Genomic DNA, 23,693 nt, shown 5'->3' on the forward strand with positions numbered 1-23,693 from the left:
TAGTATAACAAAATATATTGGTACCGTATGTAAAATGGATAAATCCGCGCTCCCAAAAAAAAGAACGGTAATAAATGGACATCAAAAGTAATAAGTGGACCCATAAAGATTGCCTACCCCTTGTTTTACCCTACTTCCCAAACTTACTTGGTTTAGTGTGTTCCAGTCAGGATCCCAATGATCCTGAAACTGGAACTACAAACTAAACGTGGGGTCGGTAACGGTGCAAAGACCAAGACAAAAACGGTTTGCTGAAAAGATACGTGCAAGTCATTTGTAGCTGATGAATTTAGTAATAGGAGGGTTCCGACCATTGTATTGGCCAATGGTGCACGAACCCTCCACTAACTAACTCTACGGTTCAATCTGGAAAATTTGTTCCGCAATTGTAGAACCAATAGTAGAACAACCTGAAAATGAAAATGTAAACGCTTAAAAGAATGTGGCATTCCTAAGACTGAACGGCCCAAAACTAATGGAAGGCCTAAAGAAGAACAAAGACCAATGCACAAGTGGGTTATAGAAAAAATAAGTGGTCGAAATACGATTATAGAAAAACTCTTTATCATGGTATTGAACAACACGAAGGGGTATTGTTTTTGGTCTTACAACCCAGCACAAATACAATCCATGTTATGCGCTACATTCGATTATCCCGTGGTGCGTGACCCAAAAATTCGGTAATGATTTCTTTCGTGTGGCATAGTGTTCGCAAAACCTCGCCGGAATCCGATTCTTTCCCAACACTTAGTTGTATCGGTTCCTAAAGTTCAATAGTACATCCTTAAAGGCAATTCCGATTCGCAAATTGCTCACATATCGGTTGTAATCAATTAAGTCTTCCGAGTATCCCCCAAAATATTGCAGGTATATAAATTGATTGCTGTTTTTTGAAACCTTAAAACTTAAACCGGCTTTTACAAAACCAGTTAGTGTATTGTCATATGCAGGCTGTATGTCGATGTCCAAAAAAAAGTTTGTTGTTGGATTATAGGTGGCCCCAAAAGTAAAAAAGCCCCGAAAGGAGGTAATGTCTTCATTACCACTTAAATCCCCGACAGGTATCCATGCCTTTGCACGAAATTGCCAATACGGACCAAGGGGCTTGAAATATTGAAGTGAAAAAAAGTTCCAACTGCGGGAATTCTCCCCATCACGGCCATTGGACTCGTGCTCAAAGGCAAACCAAAGACCGGATTTGATGCCTTTGTCATCAACAAAAAGCTTGGCTACTCCAAGTGCAGGATTGTAATTGGTTTCCCGAAAAGGAAACGATTCTTGATAAATATCCCAAAACGATTTTTGGCGATAGGTGATAAAGGGAAAAACGGCCCAGGGTAAATCCACATTGGTCAGACGTTGTTTAAATCCTATTTCGAACTTCGCATCACTGGTTTGTGAAGAGACCTTTTCATTGATCGAAGTACCGGTCACAAAGTAATTGTCCCCGTACATGGTAAATGCTGGTAGACTTCGAATGTATTTTTTGTAGTTGGAGCTGTCCAAAGCAATCCCTTCATTTTGGGCCTTGATGGGAAATACGGCAATCAAAGGCAATAAAAGCCCAAGGACTATTCCTGCTTTTTGTAGCTCCATACGGCCGCCGCATTAAAAAGTAATGCCAAAATAATAGTGTACACAAACTCCATTTTAATATCGGCCAACCCACTTCCTTTCAGCAAAACTTTTCGCGAAACGGAAATAAAATGTGCCAATGGGTTTGGAATGGTAGCATATTGCGCCCATTTGGGCATACTATCGATTGGCGTAAAAAGACCGCACATGAGCACAAAGATCAAAACGAAGAAAAAGGCAACAAAAATGGCTTGTTGTTGGGTTTCGGCGAAATTGGAAATCAACAGTCCAAAACCCAATACGCAGATAAGATTGACCACGGCATAAGCAAAAATAAGTCCAATATTTCCTCGTATGGGAATATCAAAAATGAGTTTGCTGGCAATTAGGCCCACCGTTAAAAGAACGAGTCCGAGGCATAGAAAGGGAACCAATTTCCCTAAAATGAATTCCCATTTTTTGATGGGGGTCACATTGATCTGTTCAATGGTGCCGATCTCCCGTTCGCGAACCGTATTCATTGCCGTTAGGACTATGGTCAGTAGTGCCGTGAGTTCTGCCAAAATTCCGGGTGCCATAAAATGGGGATAGTCCAATTCTGGATTGTACCAGTTGTTTGAGGTAACCACCACAGGTTCATTATGCTTGGGAAGACCTGAAAAAAACAATGGTTCATTGCGTCTTATTTCCTTGTTCAGCGAACCGATAATGCCGTTAAGGTACCCAGAGCCCACAGTGGCCTGCTGTCCATTGATCGCGTTTACCAGGGTCTGTAATTGTGGTGCTTCCCCGCGATAGAGCTGTTTTTCGAAATCATGGGGTACCTCAAGTACAATATCCACCTCGTCCAACTGCATAAGATCCAAAGCCTCTTTTTTGTTGAAAGGGGCCGCTAGTAAGGAAAACCTATCATTGGCCACAATTTTGTTTGACAGCGCCCTTGAAAGTTCACTTTGGTCATGGTCAACGACCGCAATCCGAACATCCTTGACTTCGTTGGATGCTGCATTGGACAAAATAATAAGCTGAATGATGGGCAATAAGGTCATCATGGGCAACAAGGCCTTGTTCCTAAAAATTTGGATGAATTCCTTCTGTATCAAAAATCGTAATCGTCTCATGCTTCCCAGGTTTATATTTACTCGAGCCTAATTTTAAAATTCCGCCAGGACAACAGGAGAAAGCCCAAGGTCATCATTAAGAGCACGCCCACCTCAAAAAGGATGAAATTAAGGCCCACACCCCGAAGCATTACCCCTTTCAAAATCCGAATGAAATAAGTAGCCGGAATTATTTTCCCAATGTATTCAAGCACTACGGGCATGCTGGCCAAGGGAAAAATGAATCCCGAAAGTAACATGGAAGGCATCATCAATCCCATCAAGGACTTCATCATGGCTTCCTGTTGGGTTTTGACCGTGGTCGAAATAAAGATGCCCAGGCTCAAGGCCGTAAACACATACAGGAAACACATACCCAAGAGCAATACTGTGCTTCCCAGAACAGGAACGTCAAAAACAAAGAAGCCGATAAGAATAACGATAACCGCATTGCCAAAGGACAACAGGGCATAAGGCGCCACCTTTCCCAGGATGATCAATAAAGGGGAAAGTGGGGAGACCAACAAAATCTCCATGGTCCCTATTTCTTTCTCTTTGGCGATGGTCAAGGAGGTAAGCATGGCACATATGATCAAAAGAATTAGGGCAATGGTTCCCGGCACAAAATTATAGGCACTCGCCAGTTGGGGGTTATACAGCATACGACTGGCCACATGAATGGAATAGGGGTTGGGGGATTCGTTTCGCTTCATCTGTTGAAAACTCCTGGTCATTTCCGTAAGATATTGTACCAAGGTATTGGCATTATTGGGATCCGACCCATCGGTAATGACCTGAATCTGCGTGGGGCTTCCGGCATAAAAGTCCTCGGAAAAATTTTCTGGGATGGAGACCACAAGTTTTGTTTTGCCCGCCTTCATACCAGCCTCCATGTCCTTTTGGGAGGCCAGCACCTTTCGCACAATAAAGTTGCCCGAACTTTGTAAATGGTTGATGTACTGTTCACTGGTTTCATCCTTGGCATAGTCCAAAACATCAATCCTGGCATCTTTGAACTCATTGGTAACGGCATACCCAAAAATGAGGACCTGTGCCAATGGCATCCCAAAAAGAATCAAAAGCGTACGCTTATCACGTAAAATATGATAGAACTCCTTCCGAACAAATGCCATGAACACCTTGAACACGATCTGTCTTTTAAAGAATGAATTTTAGTTGAAGTGCCACTTCCCCTTCATTGACCTTAAAAACACATTTTTTAAAGCTGGGCTTCCCCATTTTGGTAAGATTGGAAGCGCCCACGGGTTCTTTGGGCATGCCCATAAAATTGGTCTTGATTTCCCCATCCATGTTTTGGTCATGAAATACGGAAATGGCATATTCCCCAAAAGGCAACTGGGGAAAGGTAGCGGTGGCCGTGTCATCAAATGTTTTGACATAGGCCTTTTTGAACGCCTTGTCGACTTCTTTGGGAAACCCATCGGCCCCATTAAAAAGCATAAAGACAATCTGTCCCTTTGATGCTTTGATTCCGGTAACGGTAACTGTAAGATTTCCTTTGGGATCCGCGCTTTTGTCCCCGGATTCAAAACCCATGAGCGCGACCACAACTAAAATAAAAGCAATTTTTTTCACGATATATACGATTAAGGTTAACGGGCCAGCTTTAGGAATACTTCGTCCATGGAACTGGCCTTAAATTGTTGTTTAAGATTTTCCGGTGAATCCAACGCTTTGATCGTGCCGGAAACCATAATGGATATGCGATCGCAGTATTCCGCCTCATCCATATAATGGGTGGTCACAAAAATGGTCCTTCCCAATTCCGCTGCCTGGTAAATCGCTTCCCAAAACTGCCTTCTTACATTGGGGTCCACACCGCCCGTGGGTTCATCCAAAAAGACAATTTCAGGCTCATGTACCATGGAAACCGCGAACGCCAGTCGTTGTTTCCAACCCAATGGTAAGGATCTTACCGGTTTGGCACCTACTTCGCTAAGCTGCAACTCCTCCAGGATTTGTGACGTCTTGGTTCCGATTTGGTTCCTGGAGAGCCCATAGATGCCTCCATAAAAACGAATGTTCTCCTTTACCGTCAAATCTTCGTACAAACTGAATTTTTGGGACATGTACCCTATGCGTTCCTTAATGCGTTCCGACTCTTTTAAAACATCGAACCCGGCTACTTTTCCTTTCCCTGAAGAAGGTTTGCTAAGCCCTGTCAGCATTCGCATTGCCGTGGTCTTTCCTGCTCCATTGGCTCCCAAAAACCCAAAGATTTCCCCTTTTTCCACCTCAAAGGAAATATGGTCAACGGCCACAAAATCCCCAAATTGTTTGGTGAGCCCGGCTACCTGTATGACCTTGGTGTTACGCATGCTTTCCTGCTTTATGGGATAGGTCCAGAAAAACATCTTCAATGCCCGCCCTTATTTTCGACACCTCTACATCAATAAATCCCTGTAGTCTTAATTTTCCCTGAATGCTTTCGGGAGATAAGGCTTCGGTGGTGATGAGATGCAGGCATTCCCCAAAAGGCAGCACGCTATGGGTAAAGGACTGTAGCCTTAAATGTTTGAGCAACTGATAGGTACTATTGGTTTTTACGGCAAACAAGGGCCGCTCAAATTGCCCCATCATTGCTTCAGGTTCATCTATCTTAAGGATTTTGCCCTCTTGAATGAGCGCAATTTTGTCACATAAGGTAGCTTCGTCCATATAGGGCGTGCTTACCAAAATGGCAATGTTCTTTTCTTTCAGACTTTTGAGCATATCCCAAAACTCTTTTCGGCTAACGGCATCCACCCCCGTTGTGGGTTCATCCAGGAAAAGGACCGAGGGTTTATGGATCAAAGCACAGGACAGTGCCAGTTTTTGTTTCATCCCTCCGGACAGCTTTCCGGCAAGCCTTTTTTTAAAGGGTTCTATCTGCACGTAGATGTCTTTGATTAGGTCATAGTTTTCATCGATTGTCGTGCCAAATATGGTAGCAAAGAAGGACAGGTTTTCTTCAACGCTCAAATCTTGGTACAATGAAAATCGTCCGGGCATATAGCCCACCCTTTTTCGAATTTCCCGATAGTCCTTTTCGATATGGAGCCCATCTACAAAAGCTTCTCCTTCATCTGCCAAAAGAAGGGTGGTGAGGATACGGAAAAGGGTCGATTTCCCTGCCCCATCGGGGCCAATAAGTCCAAAAAGCTGCCCACGCCCAACATCCAGGCTTACCTGGTCCAAAGCCTTGGTGTCCTTATACCATTTACTGATATTTTGAATACTTATGGCTTTCATTCTTCAGGGGCTGGATTAAAGAGTACTTCTCCCGGCATTCCAATTTTTAGGGTACCGTCATTGACCACCGTTACCTCCAGCCCATAAACCAGGTTCACCCGTTCCTCTTTGGTCTCTATGGTCTTTGGGGTAAATTCTGCTTCATCCGCTATCCAGGTGACCGAACCGATCAATTCCCTGTAATCATCCTCTCCTTTATCGATACGAACCCTTACCTCATCCCCCAGAACCACGTTCTGAAGTAGTGTTGCACTGGTGTAGGCTTTCAATTTTATATCATCGAGATTGGCTACTTTAAAAAGTGGTGTGCCATGGCCTACCAGTTCATGTTCCTCGGCAAATTTTGTGAGGATTGTTCCCGAAATGGGGTTAATTACGGTATGGTCCCTAATCTGTTGATCGATCAATGCAATTTGCGCTTCCAGGGGTTTTCGTTCGGACAGGATCGCCCTATTGGCAATGCCGATGTTGCGTTGGGTGGTTCGAATACGTTGATCGATCAAATCGACCCTTCCGTTGTAATCGTCAAGTTGCTGTTGGGTAGCCGCTTTCTGTTCAAACAATCGCAGGGTTCGGTCCCTTTCCCTGATCAGATTGCTTCTGTCCTCCAAAAGGACCGCTACTTCGGGCGCTGCTTCCTGTACCTTTAGGTCCAATGCATTCAATTGGGCCTTGAGCTTTAAGCGTTCCAGATGAAGTTGAACGGTGTCAATGAGTCCCACGACGGCCGAAGCCGCTACTTGCTGCCCTTCCTTTATATCAAATTTAAGGAGTTCCCCACTGCCTTTGGCGCTCACCATTACGGTGGTCGCTTCAAAATTTCCGTACGCATCGGCCTTGCCATTATCATTGCAGGACATCAAACCCAGCAGAAGTAATGCGATAGGGAAGTATGATTTCATAAATTTCATGTTATAGTTGTCCTAAAAGGGTTAAATATTCAATTTGCAGTTGTTGGAGCTGTGTTTTATTGAATTCCAACTCTTGTTCCGAATTAAGGGTGGCATTCAACTGGGTGACATAGTCCGTGGCATTGATGACCCCATTATCCAGTTGGACCCTGGTTTGCGCAAGGATATTTCTTTGGAGGTCCACAATACCGCTATTGTTCGAGATTTGCTGTTGGGTTGCCTTTATCCTTTCCTGATATTCCCTGGACTTACTTTCAATATCAAAGAGAAACAGTTCGCGGTCCACTTCAACTTGTTCTTGTTGGAGTTGTAGGCGTTGCCGTTCCTTTTTTCCCTTGCCAAAATCGATAAAATTCCAGTTGAGTTTAACACCGCCCAAAGCGTAGGTAGTAGTGCTTAGATCGGAAAAATTCAAGGGGTTGGGATTGCCAATACCGCCTTGGGCAAAAAGGGAAATCTTGGGAAGGGTACTGGCGGCAATGGACGCTTCCTGGGCGGCATAAAAAGATTTTTGACTATCAAACAACTGGTTTTCAGGCCTGTCCACAGTACGGGTATCGGGTGTAAACAAACCGGGTACTTCAAATTGCACATCCCTAGGAAACGTCTTGCCAGTTAACTGCTCCAGTAATAAAAAATAAGTCGCCATGTCCCTATCGATGGAAACGATGTCCGAAACAAGCTCAAGTTGGCGCACCTTGAGTTTGGCGACCTCACTTTCCAGTGCAGTGCCATTTTCATAGGCTGCCTGCATTGTTCCGATATTGGATTCCAAATCCTCTTTTGAGTTCTCAAAGATCAATTGTTGTTTTCTGGAGAGTAATATGGCAAATAGCAGGGTGTTGACCTGATCTTTTAGGGTTCGTAACTGGACTTCCAAAGAATTTCTGTTCACGCTCGCAGAGGCCGTTTCAATCTTTTTTTGGGCCTTGGTCGTTCCGCCATCATACAGATTGTAATCGATGTTCAACGCGGTATTCCAGGTCTCCAGGGGAGCCTGAATGGCCATGGTTCCCAAATTGAGCTCAATGTTCTCGCTTTGGACCTGTCCCCTTCCCTCTATACTGATTTTGGGCAATGCATTTTTGGAGATTACCGCCAGACCAACCGCTTCAATTTTGTCAATAAGGGTGGCATCCTTTACCAATGGATAATTGGTATGGGCCGCCTTGTACAATTCTTCCAATGCTATGGTGGAAGGGGTAATCTGGGCATGAAGACCACTTAAAAAAAGTATGGGGAATAGGAGGGTCAGCTTCTTCATTGATATTTGCGGTTAACCATTTGGTTAATGCAAGTGTACGAACAAATCCCGGAATCAACCAAACATTTTAACCACTTGGTTAATAATTAACAAAAAATTATGGCACAAAGCTCTTTTCAAGGAAATCCATCACAAGCTGTTTGCGTTCCTCCATCATATGCATATACGCTGTATCGGTCACTTCAAAAATCTTAAGAAATACCGGTTTGGCAATATGGGGAAAGACGATCAACGACATGATGGTAATCATAAAATGGGGCACCGGAATCGATCGTAGGATGCCTTTTTGCTGTTCTTCCAATACCTGTAGGAGAAAGTTTTGAAATATGTTGTTTTGTTCCAGTTTTTGCAGCAGTTTATTTTGGAAATTCATTTGGTTCCGGGCTATCTCGTTCAAAATAAAAATTGGGATGTACGGATTTTTGATAATGGTGTCGGTATAGTTAGACACCATTTTTTCCACTTTTTCCATGACCGGTGCATCTCCAGAAAGGGCATTCGTGAGTTGTTTCGACATCAGGTCCACGGCCCCATCCATGATCTTTTCAAAAAGTGCATCCTTACTACGGTAATAATAGTGCAACATGGCTTTGTTGATTTTTGCCTCATCGGCAATGGCCTGCATCCGTGCCCCGGCATATCCATGTTGGATGAAAATCTTCTTTGCCGCCCTTAAGATTTCCATTTCCGTGTTTTTCCTGCTGTCCATAATCCTTACGTTCTTGGTATGCAAAAATGAAGAATAAATTTGAAGCACGTAATTATTTTGACCAAATGGTTAAACTTTTGGTCAACTTTTTGCCCGGATCATTACCGGTTGAACGCTATTGAAACAGGTCAAAATGGATTGGGGACCACTTCCTTTTCTTTTTCCTATAGCGCATCATTTTGTGTAACTGCACGTCCTCAAAAGCGAAATTTAAAATTCATATCATGAAGCATCATTTTACCATTATGGGGGTTATGGCGCTATTTCTGGGAATTCAGGATACATTTTCCCAATCCTGTGAAACCATGTCAAAGGAAGAAGCGAGCCAGGTCGCTGAAGGCCAGGGCAATTCGGTTACAAGTGCCAACTCCGGCTGTACGCCCTCGGCATGCCGGGGGGCAAAAACCAAGTTTGGTGAAGCAAAGGTCATATCCGATCTAAGGCTTAGCCTGATCGCGTTGAAATCAAAAATGGAGAAGCATGGCACCATCAATTTCAACCCACGATCGTATGACATACATGATATTGTTGGAGAAACGGATGACCAAAGCCTACGGATTATTAAAAATGAGATTGAAATCATTGAAAAGGAACTGATCCAAAAATTAAATGCACAATTTCCGGATAACGAATTCCCCACGAACAAAGCAAAACAGGTCACGGCCCTAAGGGCAAAACTTTCAATTTTAGAGAAGGCATTATAAGGCTCTTTTGTTCAATTGAAACCCATTTCAAACATGAAAAGGAAATTGATCAGTACAAGCCTGGCCTTTTGTTTCGCAGTACTGTCCATTACAGGGGTTTTGTTCTATTTCTATGATTACAAAAAGGGAATAGCAGCTACCCATACCCTCTTTGGTTTTCTTTTTCTCGTAGGTGCTTTTTTCCATATTAAAACCAATTGGAATAGCCTGAGAAGCTACTTCTTGAAAAAAGGGTTGAATTCCCATTTTATTTTTCCAGGGTTTATGTTTCTACTCCTATTGACTTTGGCAATTACCGATTCCGAACCCGTATCAAGTCTTATGGACCTTGGAACAAGCTTAAGGGCAAACCAGAAAAAGGACGTGGAAAACAATAGCTTTATGGCCATCAAAAAGAATTTGGGAAGTCCCAACCAGTTGGAAATTGAATTGGTCGCCGGGGAGCACTACTGGCATCCCCAAATGGCCATTTGGTTGGAGACCATGGAAGGCGAATACCTCACTTCGCTTTATGTGACGCATGCTACTGCCAAGGGAACCTTCTTCGGTGGACGAACAAAGGAAAACTTTAAAAGTTTTGATACCCAACAACGCCAATCACAAGAGTATAGAAGAGTTGATGCACTCCCTGTATGGTCCCCTGGGCGAGGTGTGCAACAGGCAGATGGCCTTTATGCCCCCAGTCCCGAAAACCCATTGCCAGATGCCGTTTCAGGGGCTACAATATCAAGTAGTTTCCGTCTAAGGACGTCTTTTGGGGGCACTCCAAACAGGGTGCGTTTGCGCTTGGAGATCAACGTGGCATTTGATGACAATGAATTCTACTCCGAATTTGATTTTCCCGAAGATGAAATTTATCACAATGGAACGGGTCAACTAGGTCAACCCTCCGTAATCTATGAAGCCGTAATCGATTTAGGCAATCCTGAAAGAACCTACTATCTAATGGACTTGCTGGGTCATGGTCACCATTCCGGTCAAACGGGATCCATTTATCCAGATCTGAAAAGGCTGACCACCGCCAAAAAAATCGTGGAGCGGATTCTAGTGAAAACGTTCAGGGCTGAGTAATACGTTTTTTGGTCATTCCATGGAAAAGAGCCAGTGAAAAATTGAATTTTCCAAAGCTAACCCTTAGCTAATCCCCACAACAGTCATTGGGTTTTTGATGGCAAATAATGGTTCCCCTACCTGCCGATGAGATATGGCAGCATTCCGCAAACATCTGCCTGAGCTTTTTTCTTCCACGTTGTATCTTGGAACGAACCGTGACATAGTTCATGTTCATTTGCTCCGAAATTTTTTTCTGGGGGATATTTTCCAATTCCGATAACCTCAACAGTGTTCTGTATTCTTCTGGGAGCCGCTCCACAAAAGGCACTATGCATTGGCTAAGTTCTTCAATTACATTTTCGTCATCCTGGGACTCATTCGAGAAATCATTTTCCAAAACCTCCAGTTTCCTTTTCTTGGCGCGGTAGTAATCGATAATGGTATTTTTTGCTATTCGGTACATCCAACTTTTTAAATTCTCCACGGTTTCCCAATTGCTCCTGGAAAGTTTTAGGAAAATCTCCTGGGTCAGGTCTTCGGCATCCATGATGTTATCCACCCTTTTCTTCACATATCCCAATAACGGGTCATATAGTTTGTTGATTTCGTTACGCATATCATCAGTTAATTAGCATGAGTTCGAAGTAACAATTTGGTTTTAGTTTTAATTTTCAACAATTTGCTTTTTTGTCAGGTCGAGCGCAGTCGAGACCTCATCAAAGTACTCGACTTAAGGCTTCTCGACTGCGCTCGAAGTAACAGCACATATAGCTATTGACATCTTAGCCTACATGATTTCCCATATCGAACCGACGTTACAATAAAACAAACCCAGTCTAAGAGCCTGTTTGGGAATTTGTGATTGGAATTGTTATAGGCCATTTTTGTGCGGAACGAGGCAAAATTTTTGTGCATAGCCATAGTTATGGACTAAAATTTTAACAATGTGCCGTGCAAAAAGGGGCATAAGAAAACAATTGACAAATTCCCAAACAGGCTCTAAGTTGTAGACGTTATTTTTTAGGAATGATGCAACATACTATCGGTTTTTCGGTAATTTAAGCATATCTCCGGATTGTTGCGCAAGGAGAAGATTTTTGGAACATTGGTCCCGGTAAATGTGCTACAAATGGTATGGGAGGACACAATCTCAAAAAAAAGGTCGCAGAATACCCTAAATTTTGGTGGTATGTATTCTTTATCCGACCTTTTTGATAAAATTACACAACACTAAAAATGGGGGTTGAATTCGTTAAACTAAAAAACAAAAAAGGAATGGAGATGGAAATCTCCAATTACGGAGCAACCCTAATATCCCTAAAGGTTCCAACTCTTGAAAACAGACAGGTAAACGTGGTCGCAGGATTACAATCCCCCGATGTATATGCCCAGGAAAGCTATCAGAGGCACAATCTTTTTTTGGGAGCCTCCATCGGAAGGTATGCCGGGAGAATTTCAAACGGGACCTTTGTCCTCGAAGACCATGTTTATCAGTTGGATGAAAGGGATGGAGTGCATCTGCATGGTGGCAAACAAGGTTTTGACAAAAGGACATGGGTTTTTGAAAAGGTTAGCCATAGGGCAAATCCCTTTGCCATACTTAGCTACCACAGCAAACATATGGAAGGGAATTATCCGGGGGAAGTGGATGTTGAGGTGAAATACCAATTGTTGGAAACGAATGCCGTAAAAATCACCTATTCCGCAACCACGGACAGGCCTACGGTACTGAATTTGACCCATCATTCCTATTTTAATTTGAACGGTCATGGTTCCGTATTGAACCATCTCCTGCGGATCCATAGCGAAAAGTATCTGATTGTCGATCCTTCCCTGCTGCCCACGGGAAAAATAGCACCTGTAAAGGATACCCGGTATGACTATAGGACCATGTCAAAAATTGGGAAACAGGGGTTTGCCGGACTTGATGATACCTTTGTACGCTCCAAGACGCTCTTGGCTGCATCAATGTGGTCAAGGGACAGTGGAATATATATGAAAATCTTCACGAATCAACCCGCCATGGTCATATATACACCTCCCCAATTCCCCAATTTGAATTTTGCCCAGGGGGCATCTTATGATAAGTATCCGGCCATATGTTTTGAAACCCAAAACTTTCCCGACGCCCCGAATAAGCCCCATTTTCCTTCAAGTGTACTTTTGCCGGGAATGCGATATTTAAACGAGACCGTTTTCGATTTCAGTTCAAAACCTACACTATAGCCCACAAGCTCGCCTATTGCATTATATGATTACGCCCTTCACCAGGGGTACCGAGTTGTAAAACAGCATTTGGACCTTAAGGATTTCCCATATGGGTATCTTTTGGAAGATTAATGGTGCTATATGCTACATTTCTATTAGCATTTACATCATCACCACTATCCATTACATCCTTCTTTGACTAAATTTGAGTGTAAAAATTGCTGTCAGGATGAAGTGTTTCCCATTACTAGTTGTTTTATTGTTTACGGTTTCTTGCGGCTCGGATTCCGGAAGTGTGACCATCATACCCACTGATGATACCGTTCAGGAAGAACCCGTGGAAGAAGGTCCCGACGAGGAAGTTGGCATGGCCAGTGAATTTGATGATGGTGTCATGCGAAATCTGTCCGCTGTCGAAATCGTAGCAGAAATGAAAACGGGCTGGAATTTGGGGAACAGCCTGGATGTTGAAGGCCCAGTGGAAACTTTTTGGGGAAATCCGGTAACCACAAGGGCCATGATCGATGAAGTCTCCAACCGAGGGTTTACCACATTGCGGGTGCCCGTTACCTGGCGTTTTCACCAAGGGCTCGCTCCCAATTATACCGTTGAAAAAAGTTGGCTGGACAGGGTTGAGGAGGTGGTCAATTACGGAAGGGCGAACAATATGTATGTAATCATCAATGTACACCATGATGATCCATGGATCATTCCGACCTATGACAAGGGGGATGAAGTGAAGGACAGGCTTTCCAAATTATGGTCCCAAATTGCAAATAGGTTCAAAAATTACAGCGATTATGTCATTTTTGAAACCTTGAACGAACCTCGTTATGAAGGTTCGCCCGAAGAATGGACGGGGGGAACGGCAGAGGGAAGGGATATGGTGAACCAATACCATCAGGTAAGTTTGGATGCCATACGGGCCACCGGTGGCAACAACAGCTCCAGGCAGATCATGATTTCCACCTATGCGGCAAGCACAATACCCCTGGCCATGGATGCTTTGGTAGTTCCCAACGATGATGCGCACACCATAATTTCCCTTCATTCCTACTTTCCTTTTCCATTTACTCTGGAAGGTACGGACAGTACGTGGGGTACCGCAGAGGATAGGGCCGAATTGGAAGCGGAAATGGATAGGATCAAGGCAAAGTTCACGGATAACGGAAAAGCCGTTGTATTAGGGGAATGGGCATCCGGTAACCAAAACAATCTGGAAGATCGTCTTGCCCATGCCACCTATTACGCCCAACTTGCTTCCGAAAGGGGCTTTGCCAGTATCTGGTGGGACAATGGAAATAATCTGGTATCCAATGACGGACTGGCCCTATTCAACAGGCAAACCCTGTCCTGGCCCTTTGGGGAAATCCGGACTTAAATCATAAATTTAGGTAGTGCATCAATTTTTACACATATTGCTACAAATGGTCTTTGCGGATACAAGTCCTATAAATACTTTTGATACCAATAGCCAATGTTACCAATCCATAAACAGAATTAAAATACATCCAATGAAATCCATCACTACTTCCCTGCTTCTCATATTGGTCCTCTGTATCGTAGCCGGATGTTCGGATACCAATTCAAAAAAAGGCCTTAACGGACAAAAAAACAGTGTTCCACCCAATTTTGAACAAAGGGCGAAGGAACTGGTGGCCGCCATGACCTTAGAGGAAAAGGTATCACAAATGAACCACGAGTCCCCGGCAATTGCCAGACTGGATATTCCCGAATACAATTGGTGGAACGAATGTCTGCATGGTGTGGCCAGAGCTGGAAAGGCTACCGTTTTTCCACAGGCAATTGGTTTGGCAGCGACCTTTGATAGGGATCAAATGTCAAGGATTTCCAATGCAATTTCGGATGAGGCCCGTGCAAAACACCATGAATTTGCATCACGTGGCAAACGGGGAATTTATCAGGGACTTACCTTTTGGACCCCCAATATCAATATCTTTCGTGACCCTCGTTGGGGACGTGGCATGGAAACCTATGGGGAAGATCCCTATCTGGCAGGAGAATTGGCAGTCCGATTTATAAAGGGGCTACAAGGTGATGATCCCGATTACTTGAAACTGGTGGCAACGGCAAAACACTTTGCGGTACATAGCGGCCCCGAGGTGGATAGACATCGTTTCAATGCCGTACCAAGTCCACAGGATTTTTTAAATACCTACAGTCCCCATTTTGAAAAGGTTGTTAAGGAAGCCAAGGTCCATTCCATTATGTGCGCATACAACAGTTACCACGGTAAGCCTTGCTGTGGAAGTGAGGAGTTAAATGGTCTGCTACGGGACGAATGGGGCTTTGATGGGTATATCGTTTCCGATTGCGGGGCAATACACGATTTTTTTATGGAAGGGGCCCATGAGATCAGTGCGGATGCAAAAGAGGCATCGGCCATGGCCGTAAAAGCGGGAACGGATCTAAATTGTGGAAATTCCTACCCTGCATTGGTAGAAGCTGTGAAAAGTGGCCTCATTACGGAGGAAGAGCTCGATATTTCCGTGGAACGTTTGATGGTTGCCCGTTTGAAACTGGGATTGTTCGCACCGGAAGGGGCGGTCAAATACGAAAGCATACCTTATGATGTTGTCGATTCTGAAAAACATAGGCTTTTGGCATTGGAGACTGCGCATAAATCCATGGTGCTCCTAAAAAATGAAAACAGGACACTTCCATGGGATAAGAACCAAATAAAGAAAATAGCGGTCATCGGCTCCAATGCAGATGATCTGGAAGTTTTGTTGGGGAATTACAACGGTTACCCAACCCAGCCCATTACTCCGTTGGAAGGGATTAGGCAGAAACTGCCAAATGCCGAGGTAAGCTATGCAGTAGGTTGCAAGCTGGCCGAGGGACTGCCCGTGTTTGAGCCCATACCACAAAACGTGCTGTTCACGGATACTTCTTTGAAAACGGCAGGGTTACAAGCCGAGTATTATGACAACATTGCCTTTACTGGAACCCCAAAACACAAACGGGTCGATAAAACGGTGGATTTTACCTGGAGGACCACCCCTCCTTTTGATGACATGAGTTACGACGCGTATTCGGTTCGCTGGACGGGAATACTATCGGTTGGCAAAACGGGGAACTACGCATTGGGAGGAGAAGCCTTTTCATCCATGAAATTATTCTTGGACGATGTGTTGCTAATGGAGCGACAGGCTGTACATCATCCCAAAAAAATCTATGAATATGTCCGTTTGGAGGCGGGCAAAAAATATAAAATCAAATTCGAATGTGTCCAGAATAATACGGACCATTCCATTATGCGCTTGTTATGGGAATCCCCAAAGGATAATTTGGAAGCAGAGGCCATGGCCATGGCAAAAGAAGCGGACGCCGTTGTTTTGTGTATGGGAATCAGTCCATTATTGGAAGGTGAGGAGATGAAAGTGAAGGTAGATGGTTTTTCCGGCGGGGATCGGGTCCATACCAAACTCCCCAAAACCCAGACCCAATTGATGAAAAAAATACGGGCGTTGAACAAGCCTACCGTTCTTGTACTATTGAATGGAAGTGCACTGTCCATAAATTGGGAAAATGAAAATATCCCTGCAATCATTGAGGCCTGGTATCCCGGACAGGCAGGTGGCACCGCAATAGCCGATGTTATTTTTGGGGATTACAATCCGGCTGGACGCTTACCAATTACCTTTTATAAGGATATCAACGATATTCCGCCATTTAGTGATTACACCATGAGCGGTAAGACCTATCGGTATTTTAAGGGTCTCCCCTTATATGAATTTGGCTATGGCTTAAGCTATACCACCTTTACATACAGTGACTTTGAAGTACCGGAAACTGTAGAAGCAGGTCAGGACTTCACTGTGAAGGTCGCCATTGAGAATACTGGGGACCTCAAAGGCGAAGAGGTTGTTCAATTGTACGTTCAAAATCCGAATGCGGATATGTTGAATCCACACAGGACCCTGGCCGCTTTTGAAAGGGTATCATTTGAACCTGGGGAAAGGAAAACATTGACATTCAAAATCAGTAAAGAACAACTAAGTGCAGTAAACGGCAAAGGGCAAAAAGTGATACGGCCTGGAGCGTATCAAATTTCAGTAGGTGGGGCACAACCCTCCGATAGTAGGGCAAAACAAGGTTCCGTACTGATCGAAAAACTAACCCTTACGGGAAGGGTTACGGCAATTTAGGGGTTTGTGGCACGATACATGGGAGGTTATTCAGTTATTGATTAGGTGAAGCCCATTGTAGTGAGTAGCCCAAGTGTCATGACTTCAGGGTCACAGCACCATGTTCGGGATGGGACAAAAACAATTACGGAAGGAAGTATTTGTACGATCAATTCAAAAAGCAAAAGCGTACTGGATTGAATGAAGTACTTTTCAATGAGTTCAATTAAACTGTTGCAAAAAAACAGTACCCCTAAGACTTTCCTTTTTAGTGCGGAAATTCCTTTCCTTAAAAAAGTCCACATGTACTGTTTTTCCAAATCCCCCTTTCTGTTCCAATACATACAAAACCTTGAGAATATCCGTAAAAGGCCCCTCCAGGGTAAATCGGTAGGTATCTATGGCCAAGTTGTCTTCCATAATGGAATGTTTGGCCTCAAAATCGGAAATGCGGACAGATTGATCGTTGGATTCGGAAGAAATGGTCTTTAACAGGTTGTTTTCCACAGAAGTATTACCCAAGTTCATTTGATCAAATGCAGAATCCAGTTGTTGTTCCTTCCGGGCCAATCGCGCCAACCTTTGGGGGATTTCATCGGCCAACACGGCTTCTTCCCTAAGTGTTTTGAATTCCTCGTGGAGTTGCATCGTCCTGGAGATGGCCAATTTATAACAAAGGAACAAGGCCATTACAACGCCAAACAGGGCTACCATTAAACGTTTTTTACTATTCATCACAGCTAATTTCGATTCCAAAACGGGTCCGATTCGATTTCTCATAATCAAAATCTACGGTTTGTATGGAATGGATCCAAGGTAATTCCTCCAAAGCCTCAATCCAGCCGGAAAAGGAAACATGGTCTTGTGTAGTTCCAATAACCTTGATTTTATTCTTTTCCAATAGTATGGGTTTGGTCTCACGCACCGGAGTGGCCAAAGGTTGGTAAATCAGTTGCTCCAATCTTATGGTGCCGGGAATTCGGGAGGCCAATTCATCCAGATAATACGAAACTTTGGAACTGGAATGGGACACAATGGTCTTTAAGCGTTCTTCCTTTGCGGTTACCTTTTCCAAAAGCCCTTGATAGATTTCCCGGTTGTTTTCCGTGATACTGGTCAGTTCCCGCAATTTCTGAACCTTGTTGAAATAATGGTTGAATATCAGAAAATTGGCCATAAGAACTCCTAGGATAAGGAATAGGGAAAATCGCACTAAAAGGGAAAACAGTCTTTTGTTGGTGAAATCTGTCCGTAGCAAATTCAGTAATCCAGAAAGATTGGAGTTTTTTGCAACGGGTGAGAGATAGCCCAAAATGGCTCCAAAAGCCATTAAGAATTGGGATTTTATGGCCAGACCGTTCAGCTCATACACAAAATCCACGGAGGTCTCGGAGGCCTGTAAGGATACTATTTTTTTAGTGCTCCGGTCAATCCGCAAGGAAAAGGTATTGGTACCGATCGTGGAATTGGTAATATAAGGGACTATAGCGGAGAGGGCACTACAACCTAAAAATAGGGAAACGGGTTTTATGTTCACCTTTTCCAGTCTCTCCAAGTGCTCCAGTACACTTTTCTTTTTGGAGATGGAGATATGGGTATCCTCAAGCAAGGGGTAGGTCTCAAAAAAAATGGTGTCAAAGTTGATGTTGGGGAACATATGGTTGACCAGGGCTTCCCCTCCCACCCTCTTTTCGGCATCGGTTTTTTTGGTGATGATTCCCTCAAGGGAAAAGGCAATGCATAGGGGCAAGTTGGATTTCAATGAACGGGCCATGGTCTCCCAGTCTTCATAGACCATTTGCTGTTCCATAACGAGCTCATTCTTCTTTTTCCTTATCAAGATCAAGGCATAGTGGTGGGAACGATCTGGTGTTGAAAATACCTCCAATCCCTGAAAAGAGGAACCCGTTTGTATATATTTAAGAAAGTTGCCGAACACTAGTAAATAACGGTTGGTTTTATTAGAATGGTCAACTTCTGTTTGGAGTCTTCCCTACTCCGTTGGCTAAAAAGCCACTTTATTATTGGTATTCGAGCTAAAAAGGGCACCCCACTGCCCGTATCGGTTTTGACTTTTTCCTCCAAGCCGCCCAAAATGGCCAAATCCTGGTTTTGCATGCGGATAATGGAACTAAATTCCCTTGAAGTCAACCCAGGAGGAGCATCCTCATCAATGCGCTCCCCGCTGAAATCGGATTGGATCACATTGATTTCCAGGGTCACTTGTCCATTCCCGGAAACCAAGGGTTTGATACTCACTGCCAATTGCGCGTCTATGGGCAGAAAGTTGCGGATTTCGGACGCCGTTGGAATCTGGGCGCCAAAGAAGTTCTGACTGGTCACCACGTAATAGGTGGTTTCCCCTATGGAAAGATTGGCGCGGTGCCCATTTAAGGTGGATAATTTGGGGGTGGAACGTATTTTAATGTTTCCATTGGCCTCCATGGCCTTGATCGTGGCAAAAAACTCGGGCACTACCTTACCGATATTAAAGGAACCGAACCCATCAAAACCGCCAATGATCTTATTCACTGTTTGGGCGCCCAATGTTAGGTTCGCTTGTGGAAAAATAGCCCCTTGGGTTTCCACAGGACCATCGCCAATGCCCCAACTGATTCCTGTTTCCACGGTAGCGTTCCTGCGTACCTCGATCAACATGACCTCAATAAGTACTACGGGAACCGGTTTATCAATTTCCTTGATGAACTTTTTAAACCTATTAATGTGGGTTGCCGGGCCACTGACCAAAAAACTGTTCAATTCAAAATCCACTTGGATGTCCAAATCGGCCGTAACCTCGGCAGGAAGAATATTTACAATCGCTTCGGCAGCAGTGCTGTAATTCCCAAATTGATTGTTCTGTGGGGTAATGGGCCTTTGATTATTGAAATTCTGTCCACGGTTTCCAAGTCCCGCTCCTACTCCTACTCCTCCTGGAACACCACCGTTTTGAAAACCATTCCCCAAATAGTTGACCCCCCCGGTGACGGTCCGCCCCGCGGACCGATTAAATGAGGAGGAAGGCATGGGATCTCCCAACAATTCCACCGAGCGGTGCATCATCTGTACCACTTCGAACCTGCGTACGCTCAATTGATCCGCGGTCCCAAAATAATAAATGTCATCTTCTTTTTTGAAGGTAAAGGACGTTCCGGAGCTTTGGGCCTGTACAGGACTAAAATTGCCGGGCTGGCCCCTCGTATTACCATTGGTGGGATCATTCAAAGCCCGGCCGTTCGAAAAGGAGGTCGAGGCCTTGCTCTCAAAAATCTTGGTCAATAATTCATCAAAATACATTTGTTTGGCCTTGATGCTCACATTACCGGCCTCCTGTAATGGAGTGGCCATGTAAATGTCCAGGTTCAAGTCATGGGCCATGGATTTAATGATGTCCGCAAGTGGGACGTTGTCAAAGTCCACGGAAACAATTCTATTCGTGGTGTCTATGACCTGATAGTTGAAATTACTGTTTTGGCCGTAAGATCTGCGGTTCGCGGCAGAGGTGCCTTCGGTATTGGACGCAGGTTGATCTATCCGATCGAACAAATAAAAACCATCACGGGACTTGGAAAAACTAAGACCATTGGTCCCTGCCAGTTTCTCCATGGCAATTTCAAAAGGCACGTCCTTAAGGTACAGTGTAAGCGGTATGTTTTCCATTCCGTTCCCAAACAATAGGTTTTGACCACTGACATCGATTAACTTCCGAAAGGTCTTTTCCAAAGGGTCGTTCCTTAAATCAGTGGACAAGTTATTGTTTAAGGGGTCGTATGAAATCAGAATTTCCTTTTCTGGAATGATCGGTGGTGGGGGCGCATATTTTTTAATGGATAGGATATTCCCTGTAAAATCAATATCCAACCCATATTCCTTGCACAAAAAAACCAAAAGATCGGCTACGGCCACATTGGAAAAATTGTTGACAATGTTGATACCCTGTAGGCTTGGGTCAATGTTAATGTTGATTTGATGGACCTCTGAAACGGCCAAGAGAAAATTGGACAAGGGAACACTGCTTACATTGATGTCCAATTTAAGGGTCTCGGTCAATCCTTTATTATCAACCGCCAAGGCCTCCAGATTGTTCTGGATCTTAAGAATACGGCCCTCCTCCTGTGCTGAGCCTTGGAGACCGATAAAGAGTAAAAATGCCAAAATAAGGTACTTCATGCGGTCAACTGGTTAAAAGGGAATATATTTCTTCTATGGACGTTGTCCCTTCCAAAAGCATGGCAAGGGCATTTTCCCGTAAGGTAGTAATGCTATGGTCCTTTATGTAGGAATCGATTTCCAGGACATTGTTTTTAATGTGTCCACTTAATTCCTGGGTGATGGGAATCACTTCATACAGGGCCTTCCTACCGGAATATCCGGTGTGGAAACATTCATGGCACCCAACGGCCTCATAATGGTGGGATAGATTTTTTGGGATTTGAAATCCTTCAGGAAACAGTTCCTGGGATACCGGTTTTTGTTCTTTACATAAAGGACAGAGTTTACGTACCAACCGCTGTGCAACGCTCAGGTTTAAGGTGCTCGCTATCAAAAAGGGTGGAATACCCATATCGATCAATCGGGATACGGTCGCCCACGCAGAGTTGGTGTGTATGGTGGACAGGACCAAATGTCCGGTAAGTGCGGCGCGTATGGCCATATTGGCCGTTTTTACATCCCGAATCTCCCCAACCATGATAATATCCGGGTCCTGCCTTAAAAAAGTGCGCAGTGCACTGGCAAAATCCAACCCGATGTTTTCCTTTAACTGCACCTGGTTGATGCCTTCCAAGGTATATTCAATAGGGTCTTCAATGGTCAGGATATTGGTTTCAGTATTGTTCAACAGTTTTAGGGTGGCGTACAGTGTGGTGGTTTTTCCGGAACCCGTGGGACCAGAAATCAGGACAATACCATTGGGCTTTTTAGTCCCCTCACTATAACGTCGCAATTGCAGATCATTGAGCCCCAAATCCTGTAGGCTCAACTGTTCAGTGTCCCTGTTCAAAATCCGGAGAACGATTTTTTCCCCAAACAGGGTAGGTAGGGAGGAAACCCGAATATCAAATTCGGCCCCCGTGGATTTTACCGTAATTCGTCCATCTTGGGGCAACCGTTTTTCCGCAATGTCCAGACCGGCCCTTATTTTTATCTTGTTCACTATGGTGGGATATTCCTCCAGGGCCACATGGAACTGTTCCACCAGTTTCCCGTCCAATCGAAAACGGACCCTACAATGGTTTTCATAGGGTTCAAAATGAATATCACTACTGCCAAGCTCCTTGGCGGTCACCAATAGGTTTTCCAAAAAATCAGTGGTGAAACGCAGTTCATCGCTGGCCGATTTTCGTGATTTTCGATAATTGGCCGTCAAAAGATGTTGCAAGGTATCGGAATCGATCTGCTCCAACTCCAAGGGGATGTCCAGTACAATTTGTAGCTCTGATTGCAGCTCCTCTAGCCTTTCCGCATCCGTCATGAGCACCAATGTTCCATTATTGCGGATTTTGGGAACGATCCGATAATGAAACGCCTGTTCTGCACTGATATGTTGTGCCAAATCCAAAGTAATGGTATAGTCCACAATCATAGTTAGAAGATATAGAGGGAGGGATGTTCAAAAAAGAGGGAATACCCAATGGCCATACTAAAAAATAGGCCCATAAGGCCTGCCAAGGGAATGGTAGCGTGTGTGGAACGCCCTTTAAGTGCAAAAAAAGCGATCAAGGAACAAAAGAGCGAGCTCGTGAACAAAATCAAAAATGTGACCGTTGGAAAGGCCATTGCCAATCCAATGAAAAGGAGCATATCGCCCAATCCAAGACTATGGTCAACAAATTTCTTTTTTTGGACCAATCGGGTATATAAAAAGACAAGGGTCAATACCAATAGAACTGCCAAGAGGTTCAACAGGATGTGGTAAAAATAGATGGTGGTCAAGGGACTGTACAAAAAATGAATACTGGTCATGAGCAGGGCCAAAAGGGGAAACAGGAACCAAAAGACCCTTCTTTCCTTAAAATCCTGGAAAGCGATAAAGCCCAGGGCCATTATGGCCATAATCTTTAGCAAAACCATCAATCCTTTACGATTTGTTTGGGATTGCCATTTTCGTCTATTTCCCAAACATTGAATACACCGTCCCCATCAAAATCGGTAATCGCCTCGGCCCGAGCCGTAAAGCTTGCGTTGTCCGCATTGACCAAGGAGTAAACATAGTTCGCCGTTCCATTTTCCTTTACGGTCCTTGGGGGTTCAAAATCCAGCTCACCGATATCCGCAGTGTATTTGCTGTTCATATAGCGGTGAGTGGTCTGGGCGTTGTAAATAGCTTTGAGCTGTACCTGGGCTTCCACACTTTTGGCTTTGGATATCAAGGGCATAAGGTTAGGTAATGCCAATAATAATAGAATGCCTATGATAGCTAAAACAATAAGGGTCTCTTGAAGGTTGATGGCCAGGACCTTCTTTTTAAAAAAATGACGGACAAAGGATGACATGCTCTACTCAGTTAAAAGGTTATTGATTCTGCAAGATTGTGTGGGTATAACAAATTCCATAGCGGTCGATGCCATAAAAACTACAAAGGTCGTAATATAACTATTCTGTAATAATATACAGAAAAAAAAACCATCCATATGATAATTATCATGTTATGGTTCTAATTTGATACGCACATTTGATGTAAGAAAAATTATGTTAAAAAGTAATTTTTTTATCTACCAATTTTTCTGCTGAGTAACAACCAAGATCATTAATTTTTTATCAGTTT

The 23,693-nt window shown here is 44.0% G+C and carries 21 protein-coding genes; 5 read left to right on the top strand and 16 right to left on the bottom strand.

What is annotated here, in order from left to right; genetic code table 11:
- Window positions 1-747 precede the first annotated feature (747 nt).
- The 9 genes from L0P88_RS07270 to L0P88_RS07310 form a co-directional block, all read right to left on the bottom strand.
- Window positions 748-1,596 (bottom strand): phospholipase A, encoded by an 849-nt coding sequence (locus tag L0P88_RS07270; RefSeq protein WP_247133942.1) that lies wholly within the window; start codon window positions 1,594-1,596, stop codon window positions 748-750.
- Window positions 1,572-2,696: an ABC transporter permease gene (locus L0P88_RS07275; RefSeq protein ID WP_247133943.1), complete on the bottom strand. Its 1,125-nt coding sequence runs from the start codon at window positions 2,694-2,696 to the stop codon at window positions 1,572-1,574. The genes L0P88_RS07270 and L0P88_RS07275 overlap by 25 nt, the downstream gene beginning before the upstream one ends.
- Before the next feature lie 17 nt (window positions 2,697-2,713).
- Window positions 2,714-3,823: an ABC transporter permease gene (locus tag L0P88_RS07280; protein ID WP_247133944.1), complete on the bottom strand. Its 1,110-nt coding sequence runs from the start codon at window positions 3,821-3,823 to the stop codon at window positions 2,714-2,716.
- A 10-nt stretch (window positions 3,824-3,833) separates the two neighbouring features.
- Entirely contained in the window at window positions 3,834-4,271 is a 438-nt protein-coding gene (locus L0P88_RS07285; RefSeq protein WP_247133945.1) for a DUF2141 domain-containing protein, read from the bottom strand.
- Window positions 4,272-4,288: 17 nt separating this feature from the next.
- Window positions 4,289-5,014 (bottom strand): ABC transporter ATP-binding protein, encoded by a 726-nt coding sequence (locus tag L0P88_RS07290; protein WP_247133946.1) that lies wholly within the window; start codon window positions 5,012-5,014, stop codon window positions 4,289-4,291.
- Window positions 5,007-5,927 (bottom strand): ABC transporter ATP-binding protein, encoded by a 921-nt coding sequence (locus L0P88_RS07295; protein ID WP_247133947.1) that lies wholly within the window; start codon window positions 5,925-5,927, stop codon window positions 5,007-5,009. The genes L0P88_RS07290 and L0P88_RS07295 overlap by 8 nt, the downstream gene beginning before the upstream one ends.
- Complete coding sequence (locus L0P88_RS07300; protein ID WP_247133948.1) at window positions 5,924-6,829, bottom strand: HlyD family secretion protein; 906 nt, start codon at window positions 6,827-6,829, stop codon at window positions 5,924-5,926. Before L0P88_RS07300 ends, L0P88_RS07295 begins: the two co-directional genes overlap by 4 nt.
- 10 nt (window positions 6,830-6,839) lie before the next feature.
- On the bottom strand, window positions 6,840-8,102 hold the full coding sequence (locus L0P88_RS07305) for a TolC family protein (RefSeq protein ID WP_247133949.1): 1,263 nt from the start codon (window positions 8,100-8,102) through the stop codon (window positions 6,840-6,842).
- A 97-nt stretch (window positions 8,103-8,199) separates the two neighbouring features.
- Window positions 8,200-8,811: a TetR/AcrR family transcriptional regulator gene (locus L0P88_RS07310; RefSeq protein ID WP_247133950.1), complete on the bottom strand. Its 612-nt coding sequence runs from the start codon at window positions 8,809-8,811 to the stop codon at window positions 8,200-8,202.
- Window positions 8,812-9,035: 224 nt separating this feature from the next.
- Here L0P88_RS07310 and L0P88_RS07315 point away from each other — a divergent pair, with 224 nt between their 5' ends.
- Together L0P88_RS07315 and L0P88_RS07320 are read left to right on the top strand one after the other, a co-directional pair.
- Window positions 9,036-9,515 (top strand): hypothetical protein, encoded by a 480-nt coding sequence (locus L0P88_RS07315; RefSeq protein ID WP_247133951.1) that lies wholly within the window; start codon window positions 9,036-9,038, stop codon window positions 9,513-9,515.
- A gap of 33 nt (window positions 9,516-9,548) precedes the next feature.
- Complete coding sequence (locus L0P88_RS07320; RefSeq protein WP_247133952.1) at window positions 9,549-10,586, top strand: DUF4405 domain-containing protein; 1,038 nt, start codon at window positions 9,549-9,551, stop codon at window positions 10,584-10,586.
- Between the two features lie 67 nt (window positions 10,587-10,653).
- Here L0P88_RS07320 and L0P88_RS07325 read toward each other — a convergent pair whose 3' ends face one another.
- Window positions 10,654-11,184, bottom strand: coding sequence for a sigma-70 family RNA polymerase sigma factor (locus L0P88_RS07325; RefSeq protein ID WP_247133953.1), 531 nt, complete (start codon window positions 11,182-11,184; stop codon window positions 10,654-10,656).
- A 620-nt stretch (window positions 11,185-11,804) separates the two neighbouring features.
- Here L0P88_RS07325 and L0P88_RS07330 point away from each other — a divergent pair.
- The 3 genes from L0P88_RS07330 (at window position 11,805) to L0P88_RS07340 (ending at window position 16,948) form a co-directional block, all read left to right on the top strand.
- A complete protein-coding gene (locus tag L0P88_RS07330; RefSeq protein WP_281499721.1) occupies window positions 11,805-12,794 on the top strand; it encodes an aldose epimerase family protein in 990 nt (329 codons plus the stop codon).
- Between the two features lie 211 nt (window positions 12,795-13,005).
- Window positions 13,006-14,157, top strand: a complete 1,152-nt coding sequence (locus L0P88_RS07335; protein WP_247133955.1) for a glycoside hydrolase family 5 protein — start codon at window positions 13,006-13,008, stop codon at window positions 14,155-14,157.
- Window positions 14,158-14,290: 133 nt separating this feature from the next.
- Window positions 14,291-16,948 (top strand): glycoside hydrolase family 3 C-terminal domain-containing protein, encoded by a 2,658-nt coding sequence (locus L0P88_RS07340; RefSeq protein WP_247133956.1) that lies wholly within the window; start codon window positions 14,291-14,293, stop codon window positions 16,946-16,948.
- Window positions 16,949-17,149: 201 nt separating this feature from the next.
- On the opposite strand, the gene L0P88_RS07345 is transcribed toward L0P88_RS07340, so the two are convergent.
- The 6 genes from L0P88_RS07345 to L0P88_RS07370 are packed head-to-tail and all read right to left on the bottom strand — an operon-like array spanning window position 17,150 to window position 23,421.
- Window positions 17,150-17,662: a hypothetical protein gene (locus L0P88_RS07345; protein WP_247133957.1), complete on the bottom strand. Its 513-nt coding sequence runs from the start codon at window positions 17,660-17,662 to the stop codon at window positions 17,150-17,152.
- Window positions 17,655-18,866 (bottom strand): hypothetical protein, encoded by a 1,212-nt coding sequence (locus L0P88_RS07350; protein ID WP_247133958.1) that lies wholly within the window; start codon window positions 18,864-18,866, stop codon window positions 17,655-17,657. The genes L0P88_RS07345 and L0P88_RS07350 overlap by 8 nt, the downstream gene beginning before the upstream one ends.
- On the bottom strand, window positions 18,866-21,097 hold the full coding sequence (locus L0P88_RS07355) for a type II secretion system protein GspD (protein ID WP_247133959.1): 2,232 nt from the start codon (window positions 21,095-21,097) through the stop codon (window positions 18,866-18,868). The genes L0P88_RS07350 and L0P88_RS07355 overlap by 1 nt, the downstream gene beginning before the upstream one ends.
- Window positions 21,098-21,101: 4 nt before the next feature.
- Window positions 21,102-22,511 (bottom strand): GspE/PulE family protein, encoded by a 1,410-nt coding sequence (locus tag L0P88_RS07360; RefSeq protein WP_247133960.1) that lies wholly within the window; start codon window positions 22,509-22,511, stop codon window positions 21,102-21,104.
- A gap of 2 nt (window positions 22,512-22,513) precedes the next feature.
- A complete protein-coding gene (locus L0P88_RS07365; protein WP_247133961.1) occupies window positions 22,514-23,002 on the bottom strand; it encodes a hypothetical protein in 489 nt (162 codons plus the stop codon).
- Window positions 22,999-23,421 carry a general secretion pathway protein GspG gene (locus L0P88_RS07370; RefSeq protein WP_247133962.1) on the bottom strand — a complete coding sequence of 141 codons (423 nt, stop codon included), beginning with the start codon at window positions 23,419-23,421 and terminating at the stop codon, window positions 22,999-23,001. Before L0P88_RS07370 ends, L0P88_RS07365 begins: the two co-directional genes overlap by 4 nt.
- Window positions 23,422-23,693 lie beyond the last annotated feature (272 nt).

Origin of the sequence: Muricauda sp. SCSIO 64092 (assembly GCF_023016285.1) — a bacterium.
GTDB lineage: Bacteria > Bacteroidota > Bacteroidia > Flavobacteriales > Flavobacteriaceae > Croceivirga.

Excerpts from the sequence above, each read along its gene's own strand:
- L0P88_RS07360 (WP_247133960.1), bottom strand. The coding sequence starts at position 22,511 with ATGATTGTGGACTATACCATTACTTTGGATTTGGCACAACATATCAGT.
- L0P88_RS07370 (WP_247133962.1), bottom strand. The coding sequence starts at position 23,421 with ATGTCATCCTTTGTCCGTCATTTTTTTAAAAAGAAGGTCCTGGCCATC.
- L0P88_RS07305 (WP_247133949.1), bottom strand. The coding sequence starts at position 8,102 with ATGAAGAAGCTGACCCTCCTATTCCCCATACTTTTTTTAAGTGGTCTT.
- L0P88_RS07295 (WP_247133947.1), bottom strand. The coding sequence starts at position 5,927 with ATGAAAGCCATAAGTATTCAAAATATCAGTAAATGGTATAAGGACACC.
- L0P88_RS07270 (WP_247133942.1), bottom strand. The coding sequence starts at position 1,596 with ATGGAGCTACAAAAAGCAGGAATAGTCCTTGGGCTTTTATTGCCTTTG.
- L0P88_RS07340 (WP_247133956.1), top strand. The coding sequence starts at position 14,291 with ATGAAATCCATCACTACTTCCCTGCTTCTCATATTGGTCCTCTGTATC.
- L0P88_RS07320 (WP_247133952.1), top strand. The coding sequence starts at position 9,549 with ATGAAAAGGAAATTGATCAGTACAAGCCTGGCCTTTTGTTTCGCAGTA.
- L0P88_RS07325 (WP_247133953.1), bottom strand. The coding sequence starts at position 11,184 with ATGCGTAACGAAATCAACAAACTATATGACCCGTTATTGGGATATGTG.
- L0P88_RS07335 (WP_247133955.1), top strand. The coding sequence starts at position 13,006 with ATGAAGTGTTTCCCATTACTAGTTGTTTTATTGTTTACGGTTTCTTGC.
- L0P88_RS07290 (WP_247133946.1), bottom strand. The coding sequence starts at position 5,014 with ATGCGTAACACCAAGGTCATACAGGTAGCCGGGCTCACCAAACAATTT.
- L0P88_RS07310 (WP_247133950.1), bottom strand. The coding sequence starts at position 8,811 with ATGGACAGCAGGAAAAACACGGAAATGGAAATCTTAAGGGCGGCAAAG.
- L0P88_RS07275 (WP_247133943.1), bottom strand. The coding sequence starts at position 2,696 with ATGAGACGATTACGATTTTTGATACAGAAGGAATTCATCCAAATTTTT.
- L0P88_RS07315 (WP_247133951.1), top strand. The coding sequence starts at position 9,036 with ATGAAGCATCATTTTACCATTATGGGGGTTATGGCGCTATTTCTGGGA.
- L0P88_RS07300 (WP_247133948.1), bottom strand. The coding sequence starts at position 6,829 with ATGAAATCATACTTCCCTATCGCATTACTTCTGCTGGGTTTGATGTCC.
- L0P88_RS07345 (WP_247133957.1), bottom strand. The coding sequence starts at position 17,662 with ATGAATAGTAAAAAACGTTTAATGGTAGCCCTGTTTGGCGTTGTAATG.
- L0P88_RS07355 (WP_247133959.1), bottom strand. The coding sequence starts at position 21,097 with ATGAAGTACCTTATTTTGGCATTTTTACTCTTTATCGGTCTCCAAGGC.
- L0P88_RS07330 (WP_281499721.1), top strand. The coding sequence starts at position 11,805 with ATGGGGGTTGAATTCGTTAAACTAAAAAACAAAAAAGGAATGGAGATG.